This is a genomic window from Sutcliffiella sp. NPDC057660 (assembly GCF_042800035.1).
Lineage (GTDB): Bacteria > Bacillota > Bacilli > Bacillales > Bacillaceae_I > Sutcliffiella_A.
Genome location: NZ_JBHVHV010000010.1, coordinates 182,463 through 203,581, shown reverse-complemented (window position 1 = coordinate 203,581; position 21,119 = coordinate 182,463). Strand labels below are relative to the sequence as shown.

Here is a 21,119-nt window from a genome sequence, read left to right as displayed (position 1 = left end):
ATCTTCACCTTTGAGGAATTCATGTATTCTAAAAAATGTTAAAGGGGGAACGTGAGATGGAAACAGTAGGTCGTCACGTTATTTCAGAATTATGGGGTTGCGATTTTGATAAGTTGAATGATATGGATTACATTGAAAAAACTTTTGTTGATGCTGCGTTGAAATCCGGCGCTGAGGTTCGCGAGGTTGCATTCCATAAGTTTGCACCACAAGGAGTCAGCGGAGTTGTCATCATCTCTGAATCACATTTAACTATTCACAGCTTCCCGGAACACGGATATGCAAGCATTGACGTTTATACATGCGGTGAGTTGGATCCTAACATTTCTGCAGATTACATTGCTGAAGCTTTAAATGCTCAGACTCGTGAAACAATCGAACTTCCACGTGGAATGGGTCCTGTTCAAGTAAACAAAGCGAAAGCACTTTAAAATTATATCTAAATCGATTAAAATGGTAAGAGGTGTATAATATGCACCTCTTTTTATTATATCTTTTTTCCTACATATCATTTCTTTTATATAGAACGTAGTAAATCTAAGGGGTTGTCAAATTATCGTGGGAGCTATTCAAAAATTAAAAAACCTTTTATCCACTCATACGGAGACAAGGGAAAATCATATTGATGCAGCATTGCGAAGCCATTATTACAAGGTATCCAACAAAAATGCCATGAAAGCCCTCCAGGAAATGTTCCAAAAGATGGACGGGTTTTCAGTCAAATCCGTTTCAGAGGAACACGGAGAAATAGCGGTACAGGTGAACAAAGGAAAAAAGGCCTTCATGGTCGTGACAGTGATTTCGGTGAGGCCATTTGAAACGGCGATCGACTTTTCCGTTACAACGGATTCTGCCATTCTGCCGACAGATTTCGGCTTCAGTCGCAAACTGGTCCTGCATATGTACCAGGAACTTAATAAATCTCTCAACTATACAGGTTCGGGTTTAAATTCGGAAAGATAAAAATACGATAAGGAAATGGAGCTGAAACCCTTATGAAATGTCCAGCTTGTCAACATAATGGCACCAAGGTATTGGATTCCAGACCAGTGGAGGAAGGGCGCTCTATTCGTAGACGAAGAGAGTGTGAGTCCTGCTCCTATCGCTTTACCACTTTTGAAAAGGTGGAAGAGATGCCTTTGATCGTGGTGAAAAAAGAAGGGATCAGAGAAGAATTCAGTAGGGAAAAGGTGCTGCGTGGCCTGATAAAAGCCTGCGAAAAAAGACCGGTAGCGCTCAAAGTGCTAGAGGACATTGTCATCGAAGTGGAAAAGGAACTCCGCAATATCGGCATATCAGAAGTGAAGAGCGATATAGTGGGCGAGATGGTAATGGAGCGCCTTTCCAAAATTGACGAGGTTGCCTATGTAAGGTTTGCATCGGTTTACCGCCAATTTAAAGATATCAATGTTTTCCTTGATGAATTAAAAGAGATAATAGAAAAAGAGCGGAAATAATATCGCATAATTAGCAAAACAGAGAGGAGAAATATCAGCCTCTCTGTTTTATCATTGATCACTTATAGTTACAGAAAGGTTTGAATGTGTTATGTCTGAACGGCATTGGAAAGAACTGGTCCCTGTTGACCGCTATATGGTCCGTGCCAGCGGGGTACTTCAATCATTTGATCGGAAAATATTGACCATGCTTTATCAGCCTCTTCTTGGCTACAGGGGGTTCAGCCTGTTCATGACGCTTTGGAGTGAATTGGACCAGGATCGGCTATGGGGGGAAGTGACGACCCATCACGGCATCATGACAACGATGCAATGCAATTTAAAGGACATCCATCAGGAACGGATCAAGCTGGAAGGAATCGGACTGTTGAAGACCTGGGTGAAGGAGGACGAGCATTCCCGGACGTTCATCTATGAGCTTCAGCCTCCCCTTTCTCCTGATGCCTTCTTTTCCGAGCCTATGCTGACCATCTACCTCTACAATCGACTCGGTAAGACAAAATACTTGAGCGTAAAGAAGTATTTTTCAGATGAGGCGATTCCGGATGCGGATTACACCCAGATCACCCGTCAATTCAGTGACGTTTTCCAATCTGTCCAAGCAGAAAATATCGCCTATGCAGCGAATGAGGAAACGATGGAAGAACTGCAGCTATCAGAAGATAAAGAGTGGATAGGACGTAAAGTCGGTCAGGAGCCGGAAGTCGGAAAAAGTGAATTTGATTTCGAGTTGTTCTATGCCGGTCTTTCGGATGTGGTAATTCCAAAGAAAGCAATCACATCAAAAGTGAAGCAAGCCATTCAGAAGCTCGCCTTTATCTATCAGATCGATCCAATAACGATGAAGGATCTGATGATGAATGTCATTGATGAAGACGATATGATCAATCTGGAGAAATTAAGAAAAGCGGCACGTGACTGGTACCAATTGGAGTACCACAATACACTTCCCTCCTTGGTTGAGAAAACCCAGCCGGCCAATCTTAAACAGTTTACCGATAAAAATCCTTCATCCAAGGAGGAGCAGTTGATCCAGCAACTTGAAAATGTATCGCCTAAAGCGATGCTTACAGATCTCTCGGGAGGGGCGGAGCCGTCAGTCTCGGATTTGCGCATTGTCGAGGACGTCATGTTCAAGCAACAGCTCACCCCTGGGGTTACAAACGTATTGCTGTACTACGTTCTGTTGAAAACGGACATGAAGCTGAACCGCAAATATGTGGAGAAAATAGCAAGCCACTGGGCCCGCAAGCAGGTCAAAACAGTGAGCGCTGCGATGGAGCTTGCAAAAGAGGAACATCGCCAGTATCAAAACTGGGCCGATACGAAAACGACGAAAAAATCTGCCTCCGCTTCGAAAGAGAAGCAGGTACGAAACCGCTTTGTAAGCGAGTCGGACCCTGCAGAGGAGAACGCTGAAAGCTACCAGGAAGTACAGGAACAGGACAAACAGAAGCTCGCAGAACGACTTGCAAAATTGAAAAACAGGAAGTTGAAGCTTGATAACTAGAACCACATAGCCGCGTGCACTCGGTTTTTCTGAGTGTTGCGCGGCTTTTCGTCTGTATTTTTTCTATGAAGATTGCACCTTCTCACGTTATTCATCTAATTATTGGGTATGGTAAAATAAATGCACGAAAATTTCATGTCGAAAGGAGGAACGATAGTGGAAAAAGTGGCACTTATTTTAAACCCGAACGCCGGGAAGCGAAAGCTCGTGGAGTCGATGGATGTGATTAAAGAAAAGCTGCAGAAAGCGTTTAAAGATGTGGAAGTTTGTGTAACCAAGGAAGCAGGGGATGGAGCAAAGATAGTTTCCGACCTAGAAGGAAAGGTCGACCTTATCATTGGCGCAGGTGGGGACGGAACCATCTATGAGCTGATTAACGCCATTTGCAAGCTGAAGGATCGCCCTGCTTTTGCCATTATTCCGGGTGGCACCTGCAATGATTTTTCCAGGACCATCGGGATGAACCAGGACCCGGTCCTTGCTGCGGAACAGATTGTGGAAAAGAGAATGGAGCTCGTCGATGTAGGAAAATGTGAGAAGCAATACTTTCTTAATTTTTGGGGAATCGGCCTGATATCAAAGGTTTCGGATAATATGGATACCCAAAATAAACAACTGCTTGGAAAGCTTTCGTATTATATCAGTGCCGGCCAGACGGTTTTTGATAGTGAACCCTTTCAGCTTAAAGTAAAGAGTGATACGACAAGCTACGATGGAGAAGCGATGATGCTTCTGATCGGAAATGGCTCCTATGTAGGGGGATTCCAGTCCTTCTTCCCGGAAAGTCATGTACAGGACGGGGTACTAGATGTCCTTATTGTCAAACAAACATCCCTCACCCACTTATGGACATGGATGCAATCAAAAATTCAGCAGCAATTTCCTGCAGAAGCAAACGAGGATCTGATCTATTTCCAGGCAAGGGAAATTGAAATTGAGGCTACCCCAACACAGGAAATAGATTGTGACGGGGAGTGTAATTTCAGCACCCCATCCAAAATAAAGATTCTACCGAAGCATCTGAAAGTATTGGTGGGAGACTTTGCCGCTTTTGTTTAGCGAAGTTCTCCACCTCCGCGAAGAGGGGGAGGCTTGTATATAAAATAATCCCCTCTTGTTCCTTATATTTGTTATCATTTTTTCCCTCGTCCTCCCATATACATAGAATCAGGTGTACCAAAGGGGGGACAAACTTGTTTGAGATTTCCTTTCGCGATGAATTGGATGCAAAAACAGTGTTTTTACGAATACTCGAGACTAATCCAGAAGGTGATTCAATCCTTTCTTTACATAAAGAAAAAATTGTAGTGGAGTCTAAGGATATCGTTTTTTACCAACATGCAATCATACCCGCATTAAAGAGCTTCATTACAAAGGTGAAGGAAAAAGCATATATTGTATCTACCTTGGAAAATATATTTTATTTCAAGGATGAAGAGGAGCACGAGCAGATTCTATGTATCTTGCAATCTATCCTTCAAGGGGAAAGAAGCGATATACCCAATCTCCCTCCCATACAGGAAAGGGAAAAACAACTTGACTCCATCATCCATGGCTTTTTTATGGAGCCGGTTTCCTTTTCTTTTGATTCCTTTTTGACTTTCCGTTTAAAAGAGTACTATGATACCCTGCAGATCTATCTGGAGGCGGCAATAGATGAATACAAGCTGGAACAAGAATACCAGACCTTCATCCATCAGCTGCGGGAGCTGTTGAACGCTACTGATTCCAAATTGAATGAAGTCCATCTTGTCTACCAATACCAATTTGATTTCTACGATGAAAGCCTGAATCATATTACGAAGAATCAACTGATAAAATACATGAACCGAACGCATTTCAACAACTATTCCTACTATATCGATTCAGTCGTATTGGCCCCGTTGGTATCCATTGCACCGAGAAAACTCTTCCTTTATACCGACAATACGGATCATCAGCTGGTGGAAACCATCCGGAATATTTTCGAGGAAAGAACGGAAATTCTTCCTTATCACTATTTTGGGCAAAAAAAAAGCAAAATTGATTAAGATGTGTACTTGATTTTCCTTGATATGGAGAATATAATAACAGACATAATCAATTTTAAACCTTATAGCCTACAAGTAATGATGAGGACATGAGTACATTTGACACGAATTCAAGAGAGGGAAGTCACCGGCTGAAAGCTTCCTATTACGGTTAAAGTATTTACCGCCTCTAAACTTCAGCAGCGAAAATAAAAGTAGCTGTTGACGGGGAAATCCCCCGTTATCGAAAACGAAGCCGTCTTTTTATCAATTTTTAAAAGATGGGAACTTGGGTGGAAACACGGATATTAAACTCGTCCCTTATTTATAGGGGACGGGTTTTTTTATTTTTTCAAAAAATCTAAAGAAGAGGTGACAGGGATGTCGGAATTATTGAAAATCACATTTCCAGACGGAGCGGTAAAGGAGTTTGAGCGTGGCACGACAACAGAAGATATCGCTGCATCCATTAGCCCGGGTCTGAAAAAGAAAGCAATTGCAGGTAGATTTAACGGAGAGTTCATTGACCTTCGTTCCCCGATAGAAGCAGATGGAGAAATCAGCATTGTTGTCCAGGATACGGAAGAAGCCCTGGGAATCATGCGTCACAGCACTGCCCACTTGATGGCACAGGCGATCAAGCGTCTATATGGCAATGTGAAGCTTGGGATTGGACCAGTCATTGAAAATGGGTTCTACTATGACATTGATATGGAAGAGTCCTTGACTCCGGATGATCTGCAGAAAATCGAAAAAGAAATGAAGAAGATTGTAAGTGAAAACTTGGATGTAGTCCGGGTGGAAGTCAGCAGGGAAGAAGCAATGCGCCGCTACGATGAATTGAATGACGAGCTGAAGCTTGAGTTGATTCGTGAGCTTCCGGAAGGCGAAACAATCTCCATCTACGAGCAGGGCGAATTCTTTGACCTATGCCGAGGGATTCATGTACCATCCACTGGAAAAATCAAGGAGTTCAAGCTCCTAAGCATCGCTGGAGCGTACTGGAGAGGCGACAGCAAAAACAAGATGCTGCAGCGTATCTACGGAACTGCTTTCTTCAAAAAAGCGGAGCTTGACGAGCATCTTCGCCTGTTGGAAGAAGCAAAAGAGCGTGACCACCGTAAGATCGGAAAAGAGCTTGACCTGTTTTTCAACTCTCAAAAGGTTGGGCAAGGGTTGCCGCTATGGCTGCCTAAAGGAGCTACAATCCGCCGCGTGATTGAGCGTTATATTGTGGACAAAGAAGTTTCTCTTGGCTATGACCACGTTTACACTCCGGTGATGGGCAGCGTGGATCTTTATAAAACTTCCGGTCACTGGGACCACTATCAGGACGGCATGTTCCCTCCGATGGAGATGGATAACGAGCAGCTGGTGCTCCGTCCAATGAACTGTCCGCACCATATGATGGTCTACAAAAACAGCATTCACAGCTATCGCCAGCTGCCAGTCCGCATTGCGGAGCTTGGAACAATGCACCGCTATGAAATGTCCGGAGCGTTGGCAGGACTGCAGCGTGTACGTGGAATGACACTGAATGATGCGCACATCTTCGTTCGCCCTGACCAGATCAAGGATGAGCTGAAGCGTGTTGTTAACCTGGTTCTTGAAGTGTACAAAGATTTCGGCCTGGATGACTATTCTTTCCGTCTTTCCTACCGTGATCCGGAAAACAAAGAAAAGTACTTTGACGACGATGCAATGTGGGAAAAAGCACAAGGCATGCTGAAAGAAGCAATGGACGATCTAGGCTTGAACTACTTCGAAGCAATCGACGAAGCGGCATTCTACGGTCCTAAATTGGACGTACAGGTCCGTACTGCCCTTGGAAAAGAGGAAACACTTTCCACTGTACAGCTTGACTTCCTATTGCCTGAGAAATTCGATCTGACTTATGTCGGGGAAGACGGCAAACAGCACCGTCCGGTCGTTATCCACCGCGGAGTCGTTTCCACAATGGAACGCTTTGTTGCCTTCCTGATCGAGGAGTACAAAGGCGCATTCCCAACTTGGCTTGCACCTGTTCAAGTTCAAGTGATTCCTGTATCACCTGACGCACACTTCGACTATGCAAAAGAAGTACAGGATCTACTGAAATCCAAAGGGCTGCGTGTGGAAATGGACGAAAGAAACGAGAAAATCGGCTACAAAATCCGTGAAGCACAAATGCAGAAAATCCCTTACATGCTCGTAATCGGAGACAATGAAATCCAAGAACGCGACGTCAATGTCCGCAAATACGGAGAGCAGAAATCGGAAACAGTCTCCTTGGAGAAATTTGTGGATGAGATCGTGAAAGAAGCGAAGAGATAGAAAAAGTTGATTTTTGATTTTAGAACTTCTCCAGCTGTTGATTGGAGCAATAGGCGAAGACTCCTGCGGGAGATAGCGCTAGAGTGGAGACCCCACAGGCGCAGCCGAGGAGGCTCCACCAGCGCCCCGCGGAAAGCGAAGCCTATTGCGGAAATCAACAGCGGTATTTTATGTGAAATTCTAATTTTCAACTAACCAGAAAAAAACTATTGCATAACTGTAATTTATCTGATATCATTTAAAACGTTGTTTCATTTGATACGAATTCTTGACAATCAATCATCATTAATGATATATTATACAAGGTCAAATTGAATACTTGTTTGAGAACAAGAAGAAGCACCCGCTTCTCACCTGATTGACGCAAATGTTTGCAGTTGGCAGGTTTTACGAGAAAGATTTCAATCTTTTACTTAATCGTAAAGTGTGGGTGTCATGTGCACCCACACTTTTTTGTTTGCAGAGTAATTGTTCGTCAAACGGTGTTCGGAAAAAACCTTGGAGGTGGCTAATTATTAGCAAAGATATGATGGTAAACGATGGCATTCGTGCCCGTGAAGTTCGTCTAATCGGTCAAAATGGAGACCAGCTTGGAATCAAGTCAAAGGTGGAAGCGCTGGAAATCGCAGCACGTGCAAACCTTGACTTAGTAATGGTAGCGCCAACTGCAAAACCTCCTGTATGTCGAATCATGGACTACGGAAAGTTCCGTTTCGAACAACAGAAGAAAGACAAAGAAGCGCGCAAAAACCAAAAAGTAATCAACATTAAGGAAGTTCGTTTAAGTCCTTCTATTGATGAGCATGATTTCAATACGAAACTTCGTAATGCAATTAAGTTCCTTGAAAAAGGGGACAAAGTGAAAGCTTCGATCCGATTCAAAGGCCGTGCAATCACTCATAAGGAAATTGGTCAGCGAGTGCTGGACCGTTTCTCAGCAGCTTGTGCAGAAGTGGCAACAATCGAATCACATCCGAAAATGGATGGTCGTAGCATGTTCTTAGTACTAGCACCCAAAAACGAAAAGTAATGATATGAGGAGGAACTCCAATGCCTAAAATGAAAACTCATCGTGGATCAGCGAAAAGATTCAAGAAAACTGGATCTGGAAGCCTGAAGCGTTCTCATGCTTACACAAGTCACTTGTTCGCTAACAAATCTCAGAAGCAAAAACGTAAATTACGTAAAGCAGCTGTAGTTAGCAAAGGCGATTTCAAGCGCATCCGTCACATGTTAGACAACATCAAGTAATAAATAATTAGGAGGTATTTATAATGCCAAGAGTTAAAGGCGGTACAGTAACACGTCAACGTCGTAAAAAAGTCATTAAGTTAGCTAAAGGTTATTATGGTTCTAAACACACTTTATATAAAGTTGCAAACCAACAAGTAATGAAATCCCTAATGTACGCTTATCGCGATCGTCGCCAAAAGAAACGCGACTTCCGTAAGCTTTGGATCGCTCGTATCAACGCAGCGGCTCGCATGAACGGTCTTTCTTACAGCCGTCTAATGCACGGTTTGAAATTAGCTGGTATCGAAGTTAACCGTAAAATGTTAGCTGAGCTAGCAGTTACTGACGAAAAAGCATTTGCTGAATTTGCAACAGCTGCAAAAAACAGCTTGAACAAATAATTTTACTGATTGAGGCTATCTCTATAGATAGCCTCTTTTCTTTATTTTCTGCAAGAGTCGGTGTAGTATAAAGAAATCAAGAAAAAGGCGCGGAGGTCGAACATGGAACTATTTATCACTATTTACATACTAATAAATATCCTTGCTTTTCTACTGATGAAAGTGGATAAAAAAAGGGCGGTCAATCATGAATGGAGAATCGCGGAATCCAAGCTCTGGACCGTTTCATTCATAGGAGGGGCATTGGGAGCGTGGATGGGGATGAGAACCTATCGGCATAAAACGAAGCATTTTCCCTTCAAGTACGGTCTACCTTGCATTACGATTCTGCAAGTGGCACTGTTAAGCTATATTCTCATCGTGTTAACATAATGGATCCTTTTTTGAATAAGCTATATTATTCCTTTATCCAAGAATAGGAGAGGTGAAGCCTTATGGATGAAAAGTTGAACGTATTATTTGTCATCATTGAAACTCATTGGTGGCTGGCTTCTCTCGGTTTTATTATCTTTCATATAGTAAGACAAGTCCTTTTCATTCCGGTAGTCATTATCTGTATTGCAGGCGGAGCCCTATTTGGAGGCTTGATCGGCAGCATCTACTCCATAGTGGGGTTGACGCTCTCCAGTCTTTTCTTCTATTTTCTTTACCACCAGATGCCAAGGGTATTTGGAAAGGTCCTTGCCATGAAGGAACGATGGTTCGGCAACAGAGGAAACCTTTCAGTAGGGCAAATCACCGTTCTGCGCCTCATCCCCTTCATCCATTTCCATCTTCTCTCCCTTTGTCTGATTGAAACTACCAAGACATTTTCAAAATATGCCAGAGCGTCTCTACTTACCAATATCCCGCTTGCCATCATCTATACTGTTTTTGGTCAATTCATCACTGAGTTCTCTCCAACTGCCATGGTTGGTGTAATGATAATCCTTACAGTGATGCTATTAATCATGAGACAGAAGGTAGTAGTAATGAAATGGGAGCAATTTTTTCAAAAAGAAAAGCAATACAAAAGAGGATAGCCTAGGATGCCGATTTCGACCGGGCAGCCATGCTATCCTCTCTTTTTAATTTTCCTTCAAAAACTCTTTTATCGGACTTTTCCAATCAATGATAGCGTCCGGGTACTGCTTTCGGACTTCCTTTTGAATGAAAGAAAAATCCTGCTTCTTCAAACCCTCCAGCTTCTCCGGATTTTTCGGCCAGATGAAAATCGAAATGACCTCAAATGATTTCTCGGTTGTCCCTAAATACTTTTCGCCCTCAAACATGACTCCTTTATAGGTAAGCAGGAAATTCTTGCGTACATTGTTTTTCTGATCTAGCAGGTAAAAGTTCTTCTGCTCATGTGCAAGCTCCAGTTTCCGTTTCGGATTGAGCAAATACTTGAAAATCGAATAAATAATAAAAATAATGAGTGCAAGCAATGCCAATCTGATGAGAATAATAAAAAACATATTCGCTTCTCCTTCGCAAAAACATAAAATTTATTATAAAATACCTTTTATACGGGTTAGTGGAGCAGAAGGTTTCATTTTAATTTAAAAAATATTTATAAGGGCGGTACATATGGGACTAAAAGAGCTTTACACGATGCAGAAGGAACTTGATGCAAAAATAGAAGAACAGCACGGACTGAACAATAGAGATCTCGTCGACCAAAAGATCTTGGCGCTCCTTGTTGAATTGGGGGAACTGGCCAACGAAACAAGATGCTTCAAGTTCTGGAGCGTCAAGCCTGCTTCTGAACGAAATGTCATACTCGAGGAATATGTGGATGGGGTTCACTTTCTCCTTTCCGTTGGATTGACGTTAGGCTACAAGGAGGATATTCCACGTGAAGTGGGGACCAGAACAGAATCGCTGACAGATCAATTTTTAATACTCTACGATCTGATAAGCTTGTTCCGGGTCGAAAAGCAGGAGGAACCGTTTCAGGTGCTATTTGCAACCTACGTGGAGCTTGGGGAGATGCTGGGCTTTTCATGGAAAGAAGTAGAAGAGGCGTATATGGAGAAGAATCTAGTGAATCATAAGAGGCAGCAGCAGGGATACTAATGTTTTTTACATAAGTAAGAGTTTTCTGTATAATATTCTTTGAGAGAAATTAAGGGGGTCGAAATAAATGGCTAAATTAGATGAAACATTGACCATGCTAAAAGATTTAACAGATGCAAAGGGTATTCCAGGCAATGAAAAAGAACCACGCGATGTAATGAGAAAATACATAACTCCTTTTGCAGATGAAGTCATGACAGACGGATTGGGAAGCTTGATCGCGAAGAAAATCGGGAAAGCGGACGGACCGAAAGTAATGGTAGCCGGCCACTTGGATGAAGTCGGCTTCATGGTAACAAACATTGATGACCGCGGTTTCCTGCGCTTCCAAACAGTTGGTGGCTGGTGGTCCCAGGTAATGCTGGCACAGCGTGTCACAATAGTAACGAGCAAAGGTGACGTAACAGGTGTCATCGGTTCCAAGCCGCCACACATCCTGCCTCCAGAAGCGCGCAAGAAACCGGTTGACATCAAGGACATGTTCATCGATATCGGTGCATCCAGCCGTGAAGAAGCACAGGAATGGGGCGTTCGTCCTGGCGACCAGGTGGTTCCATACTTCGAATTCACCGTTATGAACAACGAAAAAATGCTTCTTGCAAAAGCATGGGATAACCGTATTGGCTGTGCCATCGCTATTGATGTATTGAAGCATTTGAAAGATGCAGACCATCCAAACGTGGTTTACGGTGTAGGAACGGTGCAAGAGGAAGTGGGACTTCGCGGTGCGAAAACATCCGCTAACCTGATTCAACCTGACATCGGCTTCGGTGTTGACGTTGGAATCGCTGGGGACACTCCAGGCGTAACCGAAAAAGAAGCACTAAGCAAAATGGGCAAAGGTCCGCAAATCATCCTTTATGATGCAAGCATGATCTCCCACAAAGGCTTGCGTGACTTTGTAACAGGCGTAGCAGATGAACTGAACATTCCATATCAGTTCGATTCCGTTGCAGGAGGCGGTACGGACTCAGGTGCGATCCACATGACTGCACAGGGTGTTCCATCCTTGTCCATAACGATTGCTACCCGTTACATCCACTCCCACGCAGCAATGCTACATCGTGATGATTACGAGAACGCAGTGAAGCTGATTGCGGAAGTGATCAAGCGTCTGGATAGCGAGACGGTTGAGAGATTGACTTTTGATTGATGATTTTTGATGATTGGGAACCTGTCGCTCGGTTGGGCGATGGGTTTTCTTTTTTTGATTTAGTTAAGGTAAAATATTGAATTTTTGGATAGGATTTAAAAATGATGTTTTTGGATTAATTAAGTGGAAATTTGGATTAAATATAGGCTCTGCGGATCTGAAACAAAGGTTCTCAGATCCAAAATTGTTATTATTGGATTAATCAAAAAAATATATGAAGAATTATGCTAAATACTGGTAAAATTAAATGTATAAATAAAATCAGGAGGTCTTTAACTATTATTATTCCCATTGATAAACCTATAGTATTGCTGCAAATGGAAGCTTTATTAAGAAGAATACGTGAATTTCATCCAAAAAGATCGATTATAATTGAAGATCTTGCAAAAAGGACAGCAGGGCATAAAGGGGAAGTATCTTTAAACTTCCATTTGTCAGGCTTGGATCAAAAACAATTTCGTATCCTTCACAATGTTAGGCTTAAGGTTAATGAGTTCATTTTTCAAATTGATTTTATGTTAGTTTCTACAAACTTTATATTAATTTTAGAAGTTAAAAATATCGCAGGTACCATACATTTTGAAAGCAACTTTGACCAATTTATCAGAACAATAAACGGAAAGGAAGAAGGTTTCTACAATCCTTTAGTACAAGTTCGCAGACAGGAAAACCTTTTAAATCAATGGTTAAAGGTAAATAAATTTCCTTCCATTCCTATTGAAAGCTTCATTGTATTTACGAATCCTCAAACTATCATTAAAGCGGATAACCGATTTAGAGACAGTAAAAAAATAATTCACAGCTATTATTTAGCTACCAAGATAGATTTGCTGGAGAAAATCCATCGGCACCAGTCCCTTACTGAAAAGGATTTAGCTAAACTTACCAGATTAATAAAAAAGAAAAATGAGCCAGAAGAAGTAGATATTCTTGCGCGATATGGAATAAAAAAAGAGGAAATTTTGAAGGGGATACACTGTCCAAATTGTTCTTATCTTCCTTTGAAAAGAAAAGGGAAATGGATCTGTGAAAAATGCCGCTGTTTCTTTCAAGATGCCCATTTAATTGCCCTCCATGATTATTTGCTTCTTTTACAGCCTACAATTTCATATCAGCAGTTTAAGGATTTTCTCCAAATTGAATCAAGATCAGTCGCGTCCAAACTCCTTTCCTCTTTAGGCCTTTCCTACACAGGTTCTACCAAGAACAGAGTCTACTATTTAAGTAAGGATTCCATATTTGATACAAGTTCTTCATAAGGTTTTCTGAAAGTTAAAAACAAAACAGCCCCATAAAGGAGCTGCCCCAACCTAATACTATTTCAATCCGTCCTCAAGTGTAGAGAGCATTTCTGATTTTTCCTGCTCGGAGGAATTTTCCCAAATTACCTCAAACAATACGCCTAAACCTGGAAGCATTTTTTCCTCGCCTTTATTAATGGCATCTAGGATCGTATCTCTCAGTTGGTCTTGGGAATTGCCTTCCACATTCTGACGAATAGCATGACGTAAATTCAAATTCATCCTTATCACCTCGTAGGGAAAAATAGTATCATCCCTAGCTTGTCTGTTCACGGCTTTAAATATGTATAAAAAATGCGTATAATAGCAGTATCGAGCACTAAAAGGAGAATTACGACGTTGAAGCATATTGAATCGGTAAAAAATAATAAAGTGAAGCAGTGGAAGAAGCTGCATAAAAAGAAAGAACGGGAACAGTCAGGAATGTTCCTGATCGAAGGATTTCATCTGATCGAGGAAGCCTTGAAAATAGAAGGTCTCATTGAAGAAATCATTGTAGCGGAAGACCGCCCTATTCCCTCTCACTGGAACCTGAACAACGTGGAACTCATTTATGCTGTTCCTAACGTGCTAAAGGAACTCAGTGAAACGGAGACGCCGCAGGGGATCGCCGCCATCTGCCGGATATCCAAAAGTGATGAAACAGCCATCAAGCCGAATCAACGGCTACTTTTCCTCGATAATGTACAAGATCCGGGAAATGTGGGAACAATGATAAGAACGGCTGATGCCGCAGGCTTGGATATGGTCATCCTGGGAGAGGGTTGTGCAGATCTTTACAGCTCCAAGGTCATCCGATCCACCCAAGGGTCCCTTTTTCACTTGCCGATTTTAAGAGGAAATCTGCAAGAATGGATTCAAAAAGCAAAGGAACAAGGGATACCTGTTTACGGAACATCTCTTCAAAATGCTATTCCTTACGATGAAGTTGCGCCATCAGAATCTTTTGCACTTATCCTCGGTAACGAGGGAAAAGGCATGGCAGTGGAGCACTTGAAGCAGACCGATCAAAATCTCTACATTCCGATCCATGGTCAGAGCGAATCGTTGAATGTCGCTGTCGCAGCAGGAATATTAATGTATTATTTACGAGGATAGAGTTGCATCCGGCAACTGTTTTCAATATAATATAAAAATAGTTACATAAAATGCATGTTCAAAAAGGAGGATAAAAAGAGCAAAGAATTTCGAGGAAGCGAAGTCTCGAGCACCGCAGCGTATGATTTGTAATGTTGCGGAGCGGAGAGGCAAGCTGACGAAGAAATTCGAAGCTATTTTTACCGGACTTTTTGAATATCCTAATAAAGAACAAAGCAATGACAGAGGAAAGTAGCTTACACCCGACCTTTTCAGGGAAAAAATGCCGTAGACTGCAAGCATTTTTAAGGAAGGCTAAGTGAAATTTCACCTCCTGAGTTGGCACTTGGACCAGCAACCATGCTGTAAAGGTGTTCCGGTTAGATAGCCGTTATCTGGAATGGAGCGAACAAAGAGCATTATTTCTTTGTTAACTAGGGTGGTACCGCGAATATCTCGTCCCTTTTTGAGGGGCGAGTTTTTTATTTGTCAAAAAATGAATCAAGGAGGAATAGATGTGGAAGAGCGTTTAAAGGAACTCGAAGCACTTGCGTTAGAGCAGGTAAGTCAAGCACAGGATCTTAAGCAGTTGAATGAAGTGCGTGTTGCGTACCTTGGAAAAAAAGGGCCAATCACGGAAATTTTAAAAGGAATGGGTAAGCTTTCTGCCGAAGAGCGTCCGAAAATGGGGGCACTAGCAAATGTTGTCCGTGAAGCTGTTGCTTCTAAAATCGAAGAAAAACAGATGGAAATGGAAAAGGCGGAGGTAGCGAAAAAGCTTGCATCCGAAACTATCGACGTAACATTACCAGGACGTCCTGCACCGACAGGAAACCCACATCCTTTAACGAAGGTAATCGAAGAAATTGAAGACCTGTTCCTTGGGATGGGATACACGATCACAGAAGGTCCGGAAGTGGAAACGGACTACTACAATTTCGAAGCATTGAACCTGCCGAAGGATCACCCGGCACGTGATATGCAGGATTCCTTCTATATTACGGATGAAGTATTATTGCGTACACAAACTTCACCTGTACAGGCAAGAACAATGGAAGCGAACAAGGAAAAAGGGCCAATCAAGATCATCTGTCCTGGTAAAGTGTATCGCCGTGATGATGACGATGCGACCCACTCCCATCAGTTCACGCAAATCGAGGGGCTTGTCATTGATGAGAATATCAGCATGAGTGACTTAAAAGGTACGCTTGAAACCTTTGCGAAGAAGATGTTCGGGGAAGACCGAGAAATCCGTCTGCGCCCAAGCTTCTTCCCATTCACTGAGCCATCTGTTGAGATTGATGTGACATGTGCGAAATGTGGCGGAAAAGGCTGTGGCATGTGTAAAGGCACAGGCTGGATCGAGATTTTAGGTGCAGGTATGGTTCATCCCCGTGTACTCGAGATGTCCGGCTATGACCCGAAAAAATATCAGGGATTTGCTTTTGGAATGGGGCCGGAGCGTATTGCAATGTTGCGTTACGGCATTGATGACATCCGCCATTTCTACACGAACGATCAGCGTTTCGTGAAGCAATTCAATCGAGTTTAAGAGGAGGGAAAACCATGTTAGTATCTTACAATTGGTTAAAAGATTACGTAAATATAGATGATATTTCCGCAGAGGACCTGGCGGAAAAGATTACAAGAAGCGGTATTGAAGTGGAAGGCGTGGAGCTTTTGAATGATGGCATCCAAGGTGTTGTAGTCGGTCATGTCCTTGAAAAAGAGCAGCACCCGAATGCCGATAAGCTGAACAAATGTCTTGTGGACGTTGGAGACGAAGAGCCGGTACAGATTATCTGTGGTGCACGAAACGTCGATAAAGGCCAGAAGGTTGCTGTTGCGAAAGTTGGTGCTGTCCTTCCAGGGAATTTTAAAATAAAGCGTGCGAAACTGCGCGGCGAAGAGTCAAACGGAATGATCTGTTCCTTGCAGGAGCTTGGCATCGGTTCCAAGCTTGTAGCCAAGGAGTTTGCAGAAGGTATTTTCGTTTTCCCAGAAGACGTGGAAGTCGGGACGGATGCACTCGCATACTTGAACCGTAACGACAAAGTGATGGAGCTTGGCTTGACGCCAAACCGTTCGGACGCTTTGAGCATGCTTGGAGTGGCCTATGAAGTTGGCGCAATTCTTGGAAGAGAAGTGAAATGGCCGGAAACAGGCTACGAAGCGAACAACGAACAGGCTTCCGACTACATCTCAGTTAAAGTGGATGCAGCAGAAGACAACCCATTATATGTAGCAAAAATCGTGAAGAACGTGAAAATCGGCCCTGCGCCACTTTGGATGCAAGGAAGATTGATGGCAGCTGGAATACGTCCACATAACAATGTTGTCGACATCACGAACTATATTTTACTGGAATACGGTCAGCCGTTGCATGCCTTCGATTATGATCGTCTTGGCAGCAAGGAAGTTCTTGTGCGCCGTGCGAACAAAGAAGAAAAAATCATCACGCTTGACGATGCAGAACGCACATTAACCGAAGATCACCTGGTTATCACAAATGGCACAGAACCGATCGCCCTTGCAGGTGTGATGGGCGGAGCAAATTCAGAGGTTCAATCAGACACTACAACAATCCTGCTCGAGTCTGCATACTTTAACGGGGTAACTGTCCGTAAAGCATCCAAAGACCACGGTCTGCGCAGTGAAGCAAGTGCACGCTTTGAAAAAGGAATCGATCCGAACCGCACACGTGAAGCGGCTGAAAGGGCGGTTGCATTGATGGCGGAGTATGCCGGCGGAGAAGTGGTAAGTGGATCTGTTGAAGTGAACACATTAAAAGCGGAGCCTGCAGTGGTGGTGACTACTGTGGAAAAAATCAATTCCGTTCTTGGCACAAGCGTAACGGCAGCGGAAGTGAAGGATATCTTCACTAGACTTCAATTCGAAGTGAAAGAAGACAACGGAAGCTTTACTGTAACGGTACCTACGCGTCGCGGGGACATCACTATCGAAGAGGACCTTGTGGAAGAAGTGGCTCGTCTTTACGGCTACGATAATATCCCGACAACCCTGCCGGTAAGTGCAGCGACACCTGGAGTATTGACACCTTATCAAGCGAAACGCCGTAAGGTTCGCCGCTACCTGGAAGGTGCCGGTCTGATCCAGAACATCACCTATTCCTTGACCAGTGAAGAGCGTGCGAAACAATTCGTGCTTGAAGATGGAAAAGCAATCCGTTTGGCGATGCCGATGAGTGAAGAGAGAAGCACCTTGCGTTTAAGTCTTGTTCCACATCTATTGGAGGCGCTGCAGCATAATATCGCTCGTTCCTTGCCTGCAAATGCAGTCTATGAAGTAGGTTCAGTTTTCATTGGATCCGATGATGCTATTCTTCCTGCTGAAAAAGAGCGTCTGGCTGGAGCATTGACAGGATTATGGGAACAGCATCCTTGGCAGGGCGAGAAAAAGGCAGTTGACTTCTTTGTGGTAAAAGGAATCCTGGAAGGTATGTTCGCCTTGCTTGGTGTAAGTGAAGAAATTTCTTATACCCGTGCAGAAAAAGACGGCTTGCATCCTGGCCGTACAGCTGAAATTCTTTTAAATGGAGAAAGTGTCGGTTTCATCGGCCAGCTTCATCCGGAAAAATTAAATGAATTGGATCTGCCTGAAACATACGTGTTCGAGCTTTCATTAACAGACCTCTTTGGTGCTAATGTGGAAGAAATCAAATACGAAGCCATCCCTAGATTCCCGTCCATCGGTCGTGACATCGCACTTGTAGTGGACCGCAGTACGCCAGCAGGCGAGCTGGAAGCGGTGATCAAGGAAACTGGCGGAACACTACTCACGGACGTCCAGGTGTTCGACGTATACGAAGGCGATAAAATTGACGCTTCCAAAAAATCGGTCGCATTCGCGCTGCGCTACTACCACCCAGAGCACACGCTGACAGATGAAGAAGTAACAAAAGTCCATACAAAAGTTCTAAAAGCAGTGGAAGAGAAATTTGACGCTGTATTGAGAAGCTGATAATTGGATCTGATGTGAGCGGCGACCCCTCTGATGGGTTAGTCGCTCATTTTTGTATAGATTTGAAAAAAGTTCGATAGAATCTAAAAAAAGTTCGATAGACCGGCAAAAAAGTTCAATAGAATCCCGAAAAAGTCCGATAGCCCCTCAAAAAAGTTCGATAGAATCCCAAAAAAGTTCGATAGAAACCTCCCCCTCCTCAATTAGGCATTCTTTATGCAATCCCAGCCTGGTCACAGCTCCCATCTAAAATAAAAAATAGGTAAAACGTACGATTTATAAGAACAAGTGTTCTGTTTTTCTGATAGAATGTTATAATAGAGGAGACAGTATAATAGGAACGGGTGGTGCGGTGAAGTCCCTGTGGAGAACGGGGGTGACCGTATGAGTGAGATGCAGCTATTTTTGACCTCAGGACTATTCCTCTTTGCATTTGTGAATCTAGTAATTGTGCTGATAAAGGAAATGACAAAAAAATAACCCACCCGTGACTACTGATTCGCTGTTAGGCAGTCGGGTGAGTTATTAGTACGTTCGACTCCACAGTAGCCGTGCTTCTGCGGGAGTTATACTGTTAAGGGTCAAAGTGCGTCCAACACTTTGGCTTCTTCGAATATGTGTATAAATTGATTATAGCACAACCTCAAAGGCTGTAAACAGATGCAATGGCATCAAACCAATTTTCTGGCTTTCTGCGTATTGGCGAAATGCACCTTGGCTATTTGGTTCAATATCGATTCACCGTGAGTACGGATCACTTGCGCAGCGACCTCATCCACTTTTGCCCCGGCACCTTTAGGGATGGTTACACCTGCAATCTCACTGATTTTGTCCATCTCTTTCAGAAAAGAATATCGTGCAATAATGGATGCTGCTGCCACCGAGAGATGAAGGCCTTCCGCTTTGGTGGAAAAGTAGACATTCTCTTTGATGATAGTCTTTTCTTTTGCCACATGCCTGTAGTACACGCCAGCTTCAGCAAACTGGTCGATCAGGATGGCGTCCGGCTTTTCCGGAGCAATTTTGCCAAGCACGTTTTCCAGTGCCTTGTTATGCAATATCGCTTTGATTTTCCCTTGTGTCATGCCACTCTGCTGAAGCTTGTTGTATTTTTCATTATGCAGAACAAGCAGGCTGTATGAAATGTGCGGCAGAATATTCTTTGCAATCTGCACAATCTTCTCGTCAGTAAGGGATTTTGAATCCTTTACTCCAAAATCGGTCAGCTTCGCCATTTGGTCTTTTCTTACATAGGCGGCACACACCGTAATGGGACCGAAATAATCTCCTGTTCCCACCTCATCTGATCCGATGACCGATAAGGACGCAAAACCAGGGGGCAGACCAGCTCCACTTTTGGTTGCGGGAGACTGTGGCTTACTAGCAGTAGTCTTCACCGCAGTTGCAGGTGTCCCCCCGAACTCTCTCCAGATCGCCGCTTCTTCATCTGCACTTTTTCCCTGGAATAAAACTTTACCTGATTTATAGGCTGTAATCATGCACTGAGGCGATTTTGCTGCGAACACGGCACCGGATGGAAGCTTCTGGATCTGGTGTGGATGATAGAACTCTTTCAGTTTTATAAGAACACTTGTTGGCACTTGTATGACTTGATATGACAAATCTTTCACTCCTACTACAAAATTTTACATTTTTCTATGGAAACTAACAGGTATGCTTTCCAACTTCCAATCTTTCATGGTATTATTAAGATTAGGATTTTATGAATGGGGGCATACACGTTGTCAGAGCAGAAAACTCGCACGACCGTCGACATATATGGACAGCAATATTCTATTGTTGGTACGGAAAGTATAAGTCACATACGACTTGTTGCTTCCATTGTCGATGAAAAAATGAGAGAAATCAATGGGAAAAATTCAAATCTGGATATCAGCAAACTGGCTGTGCTTACAGCAGTCAATGTTGTACATGATTATATCAAATTAAAAGATGCATACGATACACTTGAAAATGAAATGAAGAAAAAGGGCTGAATGGAATGTTGGATTTAATCATTATCTTCTTGTTTATAATGGGGTTAATTATAGGCATACGCCGTGGTTTCATCATGCAGATCGTACATTTGTCCGGTTTTATCGCAGCGTTTGTCGTAGCATATATGTTCTATGCCGATCTTGCTCCAAAACTGAAGCTTTGGATTCCGATGCCAAGCTTTGGCGATCCGGAGTCGGCGACGATGTTTTTTGAAACAATCAGCTTGGATACCGCTTATTATCGTGCCATAGCTTTTGCCATGCTATTTTTTGGCACAAGGATAGCCGCACAGATTATAGGCTCGATGTTTGATTTTCTTTCCCATCTGCCAATTCTGAAGCAGCTGAATAGCTGGGCTGGCGCTGTACTTGGTTTTGTGGAAATCTACTTGATTGTGTTTATTTTTCTTTACATAGGTGCATTGGTGCCAGTGGAAATTGTCCAAAGCTCGATCAGCGATTCCTCCATGGCGAAAGGAATCGTCGAAAACACGCCTGTTTTTTCTGAAAAGCTGAAGGATTTATGGACAGGGTATATGGCCGGAAATTAAAACTCCTCTTCTTTGTTGAGGGGTTTTTCTTTTGTTATGGTGTCTTTCCGGTTTTTCAATTGTACTTTTGCGTCAATT

The 21,119-nt window shown here is 43.1% G+C and carries 23 protein-coding genes and 3 other annotated features; of the genes, 20 read left to right on the top strand and 3 right to left on the bottom strand.

Going from position 1 to position 21,119, the window contains the following annotated elements; genetic code table 11:
• Positions 1-56 precede the first annotated feature (56 nt).
• The 12 genes from speD (at position 57) to ACFVAD_RS13485 (ending at position 9,945) form a co-directional block, all read left to right on the top strand.
• Positions 57-431 carry an adenosylmethionine decarboxylase gene (gene speD / locus ACFVAD_RS13540; RefSeq protein ID WP_078379448.1) on the top strand — a complete coding sequence of 125 codons (375 nt, stop codon included), beginning with the start codon at positions 57-59 and terminating at the stop codon, positions 429-431.
• A gap of 127 nt (positions 432-558) precedes the next feature.
• The gene (locus ACFVAD_RS13535) at positions 559-963 is read left to right on the top strand and encodes a cytosolic protein (protein WP_386640799.1); all 405 of its coding nucleotides are present in this window, start codon (positions 559-561) and stop codon (positions 961-963) included.
• A 32-nt stretch (positions 964-995) separates the two neighbouring features.
• Positions 996-1,457: a transcriptional regulator NrdR gene (gene nrdR / locus ACFVAD_RS13530; RefSeq protein WP_204416270.1), complete on the top strand. Its 462-nt coding sequence runs from the start codon at positions 996-998 to the stop codon at positions 1,455-1,457.
• 91 nt (positions 1,458-1,548) lie between these two features.
• Positions 1,549-2,967, top strand: a complete 1,419-nt coding sequence (locus tag ACFVAD_RS13525; protein WP_386640796.1) for a replication initiation and membrane attachment family protein — start codon at positions 1,549-1,551, stop codon at positions 2,965-2,967.
• Between the two features lie 156 nt (positions 2,968-3,123).
• Positions 3,124-4,026, top strand: a complete 903-nt coding sequence (locus tag ACFVAD_RS13520) for a diacylglycerol/lipid kinase family protein (RefSeq protein ID WP_386640793.1) — start codon at positions 3,124-3,126, stop codon at positions 4,024-4,026.
• Positions 4,027-4,160: 134 nt separating this feature from the next.
• Positions 4,161-4,997: a sporulation protein YtxC gene (gene ytxC, locus ACFVAD_RS13515; protein WP_386640791.1), complete on the top strand. Its 837-nt coding sequence runs from the start codon at positions 4,161-4,163 to the stop codon at positions 4,995-4,997.
• Positions 4,998-5,066: 69 nt separating this feature from the next.
• Positions 5,067-5,301, top strand: a binding site (T-box leader).
• A gap of 56 nt (positions 5,302-5,357) precedes the next feature.
• The gene (thrS, locus tag ACFVAD_RS13510) at positions 5,358-7,289 is read left to right on the top strand and encodes a threonine--tRNA ligase (RefSeq protein ID WP_386640788.1); all 1,932 of its coding nucleotides are present in this window, start codon (positions 5,358-5,360) and stop codon (positions 7,287-7,289) included.
• 325 nt (positions 7,290-7,614) lie between these two features.
• Positions 7,615-7,750 (top strand) — a sequence feature (ribosomal protein L20 leader region).
• 50 nt (positions 7,751-7,800) lie between these two features.
• On the top strand, positions 7,801-8,319 hold the full coding sequence (gene infC, locus ACFVAD_RS13505; protein WP_386640873.1) for a translation initiation factor IF-3: 519 nt from the start codon (positions 7,801-7,803) through the stop codon (positions 8,317-8,319).
• A 20-nt stretch (positions 8,320-8,339) separates the two neighbouring features.
• Complete coding sequence (gene rpmI / locus ACFVAD_RS13500; protein WP_066415379.1) at positions 8,340-8,540, top strand: 50S ribosomal protein L35; 201 nt, start codon at positions 8,340-8,342, stop codon at positions 8,538-8,540.
• Positions 8,541-8,563: 23 nt separating this feature from the next.
• Complete coding sequence (gene rplT, locus ACFVAD_RS13495; RefSeq protein ID WP_386640784.1) at positions 8,564-8,923, top strand: 50S ribosomal protein L20; 360 nt, start codon at positions 8,564-8,566, stop codon at positions 8,921-8,923.
• Positions 8,924-9,025: 102 nt separating this feature from the next.
• The gene (locus tag ACFVAD_RS13490) at positions 9,026-9,295 is read left to right on the top strand and encodes a DUF1294 domain-containing protein (RefSeq protein WP_386640781.1); all 270 of its coding nucleotides are present in this window, start codon (positions 9,026-9,028) and stop codon (positions 9,293-9,295) included.
• A gap of 62 nt (positions 9,296-9,357) precedes the next feature.
• The gene (locus ACFVAD_RS13485) at positions 9,358-9,945 is read left to right on the top strand and encodes a TVP38/TMEM64 family protein (RefSeq protein ID WP_386640778.1); all 588 of its coding nucleotides are present in this window, start codon (positions 9,358-9,360) and stop codon (positions 9,943-9,945) included.
• A 45-nt stretch (positions 9,946-9,990) separates the two neighbouring features.
• Here ACFVAD_RS13485 and ACFVAD_RS13480 read toward each other — a convergent pair whose 3' ends face one another.
• Positions 9,991-10,380, bottom strand: a complete 390-nt coding sequence (locus ACFVAD_RS13480; protein ID WP_386640776.1) for a sigma-w pathway protein ysdB — start codon at positions 10,378-10,380, stop codon at positions 9,991-9,993.
• Positions 10,381-10,492: 112 nt separating this feature from the next.
• On the opposite strand from ACFVAD_RS13480, the gene ACFVAD_RS13475 reads away from it, so the two are divergent.
• From ACFVAD_RS13475 to ACFVAD_RS13465, 3 genes are all read left to right on the top strand, one after another.
• Positions 10,493-10,981: a dUTP diphosphatase gene (locus ACFVAD_RS13475; RefSeq protein WP_386640774.1), complete on the top strand. Its 489-nt coding sequence runs from the start codon at positions 10,493-10,495 to the stop codon at positions 10,979-10,981.
• Between the two features lie 67 nt (positions 10,982-11,048).
• On the top strand, positions 11,049-12,134 hold the full coding sequence (locus ACFVAD_RS13470; RefSeq protein WP_386640771.1) for a M42 family metallopeptidase: 1,086 nt from the start codon (positions 11,049-11,051) through the stop codon (positions 12,132-12,134).
• Positions 12,135-12,358: 224 nt separating this feature from the next.
• Positions 12,359-13,393: an NERD domain-containing protein gene (locus ACFVAD_RS13465; protein WP_386640768.1), complete on the top strand. Its 1,035-nt coding sequence runs from the start codon at positions 12,359-12,361 to the stop codon at positions 13,391-13,393.
• A 57-nt stretch (positions 13,394-13,450) separates the two neighbouring features.
• Here the strand turns inward: ACFVAD_RS13465 and sspI are convergent, their stop codons facing one another.
• Entirely contained in the window at positions 13,451-13,657 is a 207-nt protein-coding gene (sspI, locus tag ACFVAD_RS13460) for a small acid-soluble spore protein SspI (protein WP_152445403.1), read from the bottom strand.
• A 72-nt stretch (positions 13,658-13,729) separates the two neighbouring features.
• Between sspI and ACFVAD_RS13455 the strand changes: the two genes are divergently transcribed.
• From ACFVAD_RS13455 to pheT, 3 genes are all read left to right on the top strand, one after another.
• Positions 13,730-14,533, top strand: a complete 804-nt coding sequence (locus tag ACFVAD_RS13455; protein WP_386640764.1) for a TrmH family RNA methyltransferase — start codon at positions 13,730-13,732, stop codon at positions 14,531-14,533.
• Between the two features lie 209 nt (positions 14,534-14,742).
• Positions 14,743-14,979 (top strand) — a binding site (T-box leader).
• Between the two features lie 50 nt (positions 14,980-15,029).
• Complete coding sequence (gene pheS, locus ACFVAD_RS13450; RefSeq protein ID WP_386640762.1) at positions 15,030-16,064, top strand: phenylalanine--tRNA ligase subunit alpha; 1,035 nt, start codon at positions 15,030-15,032, stop codon at positions 16,062-16,064.
• Positions 16,065-16,078: 14 nt separating this feature from the next.
• Positions 16,079-18,493, top strand: coding sequence for a phenylalanine--tRNA ligase subunit beta (gene pheT / locus ACFVAD_RS13445; protein ID WP_386640759.1), 2,415 nt, complete (start codon positions 16,079-16,081; stop codon positions 18,491-18,493).
• Between the two features lie 671 nt (positions 18,494-19,164).
• Here pheT and rnhC read toward each other — a convergent pair.
• Entirely contained in the window at positions 19,165-20,115 is a 951-nt protein-coding gene (gene rnhC / locus ACFVAD_RS13440; protein WP_386640756.1) for a ribonuclease HIII, read from the bottom strand.
• A 105-nt stretch (positions 20,116-20,220) separates the two neighbouring features.
• Between rnhC and zapA the strand changes: the two genes are divergently transcribed.
• A complete protein-coding gene (gene zapA / locus ACFVAD_RS13435) occupies positions 20,221-20,490 on the top strand; it encodes a cell division protein ZapA (protein ID WP_204416237.1) in 270 nt (89 codons plus the stop codon).
• A gap of 5 nt (positions 20,491-20,495) precedes the next feature.
• Positions 20,496-21,041: a CvpA family protein gene (locus ACFVAD_RS13430; protein WP_386640753.1), complete on the top strand. Its 546-nt coding sequence runs from the start codon at positions 20,496-20,498 to the stop codon at positions 21,039-21,041.
• Positions 21,042-21,119 lie beyond the last annotated feature (78 nt).

Excerpts from the sequence above, each read along its gene's own strand:
- pheT (WP_386640759.1), top strand. The coding sequence starts at position 16,079 with ATGTTAGTATCTTACAATTGGTTAAAAGATTACGTAAATATAGATGAT.
- zapA (WP_204416237.1), top strand. The coding sequence starts at position 20,221 with ATGGGGGCATACACGTTGTCAGAGCAGAAAACTCGCACGACCGTCGAC.
- ACFVAD_RS13485 (WP_386640778.1), top strand. The coding sequence starts at position 9,358 with ATGGATGAAAAGTTGAACGTATTATTTGTCATCATTGAAACTCATTGG.
- rpmI (WP_066415379.1), top strand. The coding sequence starts at position 8,340 with ATGCCTAAAATGAAAACTCATCGTGGATCAGCGAAAAGATTCAAGAAA.
- ACFVAD_RS13475 (WP_386640774.1), top strand. The coding sequence starts at position 10,493 with ATGGGACTAAAAGAGCTTTACACGATGCAGAAGGAACTTGATGCAAAA.
- sspI (WP_152445403.1), bottom strand. The coding sequence starts at position 13,657 with ATGAATTTGAATTTACGTCATGCTATTCGTCAGAATGTGGAAGGCAAT.
- ACFVAD_RS13480 (WP_386640776.1), bottom strand. The coding sequence starts at position 10,380 with ATGTTTTTTATTATTCTCATCAGATTGGCATTGCTTGCACTCATTATT.
- ACFVAD_RS13430 (WP_386640753.1), top strand. The coding sequence starts at position 20,496 with ATGTTGGATTTAATCATTATCTTCTTGTTTATAATGGGGTTAATTATA.
- ACFVAD_RS13465 (WP_386640768.1), top strand. The coding sequence starts at position 12,359 with ATGCTAAATACTGGTAAAATTAAATGTATAAATAAAATCAGGAGGTCT.
- nrdR (WP_204416270.1), top strand. The coding sequence starts at position 996 with ATGAAATGTCCAGCTTGTCAACATAATGGCACCAAGGTATTGGATTCC.
- thrS (WP_386640788.1), top strand. The coding sequence starts at position 5,358 with ATGTCGGAATTATTGAAAATCACATTTCCAGACGGAGCGGTAAAGGAG.
- speD (WP_078379448.1), top strand. The coding sequence starts at position 57 with ATGGAAACAGTAGGTCGTCACGTTATTTCAGAATTATGGGGTTGCGAT.
- ACFVAD_RS13455 (WP_386640764.1), top strand. The coding sequence starts at position 13,730 with ATGCGTATAATAGCAGTATCGAGCACTAAAAGGAGAATTACGACGTTG.
- rplT (WP_386640784.1), top strand. The coding sequence starts at position 8,564 with ATGCCAAGAGTTAAAGGCGGTACAGTAACACGTCAACGTCGTAAAAAA.
- ACFVAD_RS13525 (WP_386640796.1), top strand. The coding sequence starts at position 1,549 with ATGTCTGAACGGCATTGGAAAGAACTGGTCCCTGTTGACCGCTATATG.
- ACFVAD_RS13490 (WP_386640781.1), top strand. The coding sequence starts at position 9,026 with ATGGAACTATTTATCACTATTTACATACTAATAAATATCCTTGCTTTT.
- ACFVAD_RS13470 (WP_386640771.1), top strand. The coding sequence starts at position 11,049 with ATGGCTAAATTAGATGAAACATTGACCATGCTAAAAGATTTAACAGAT.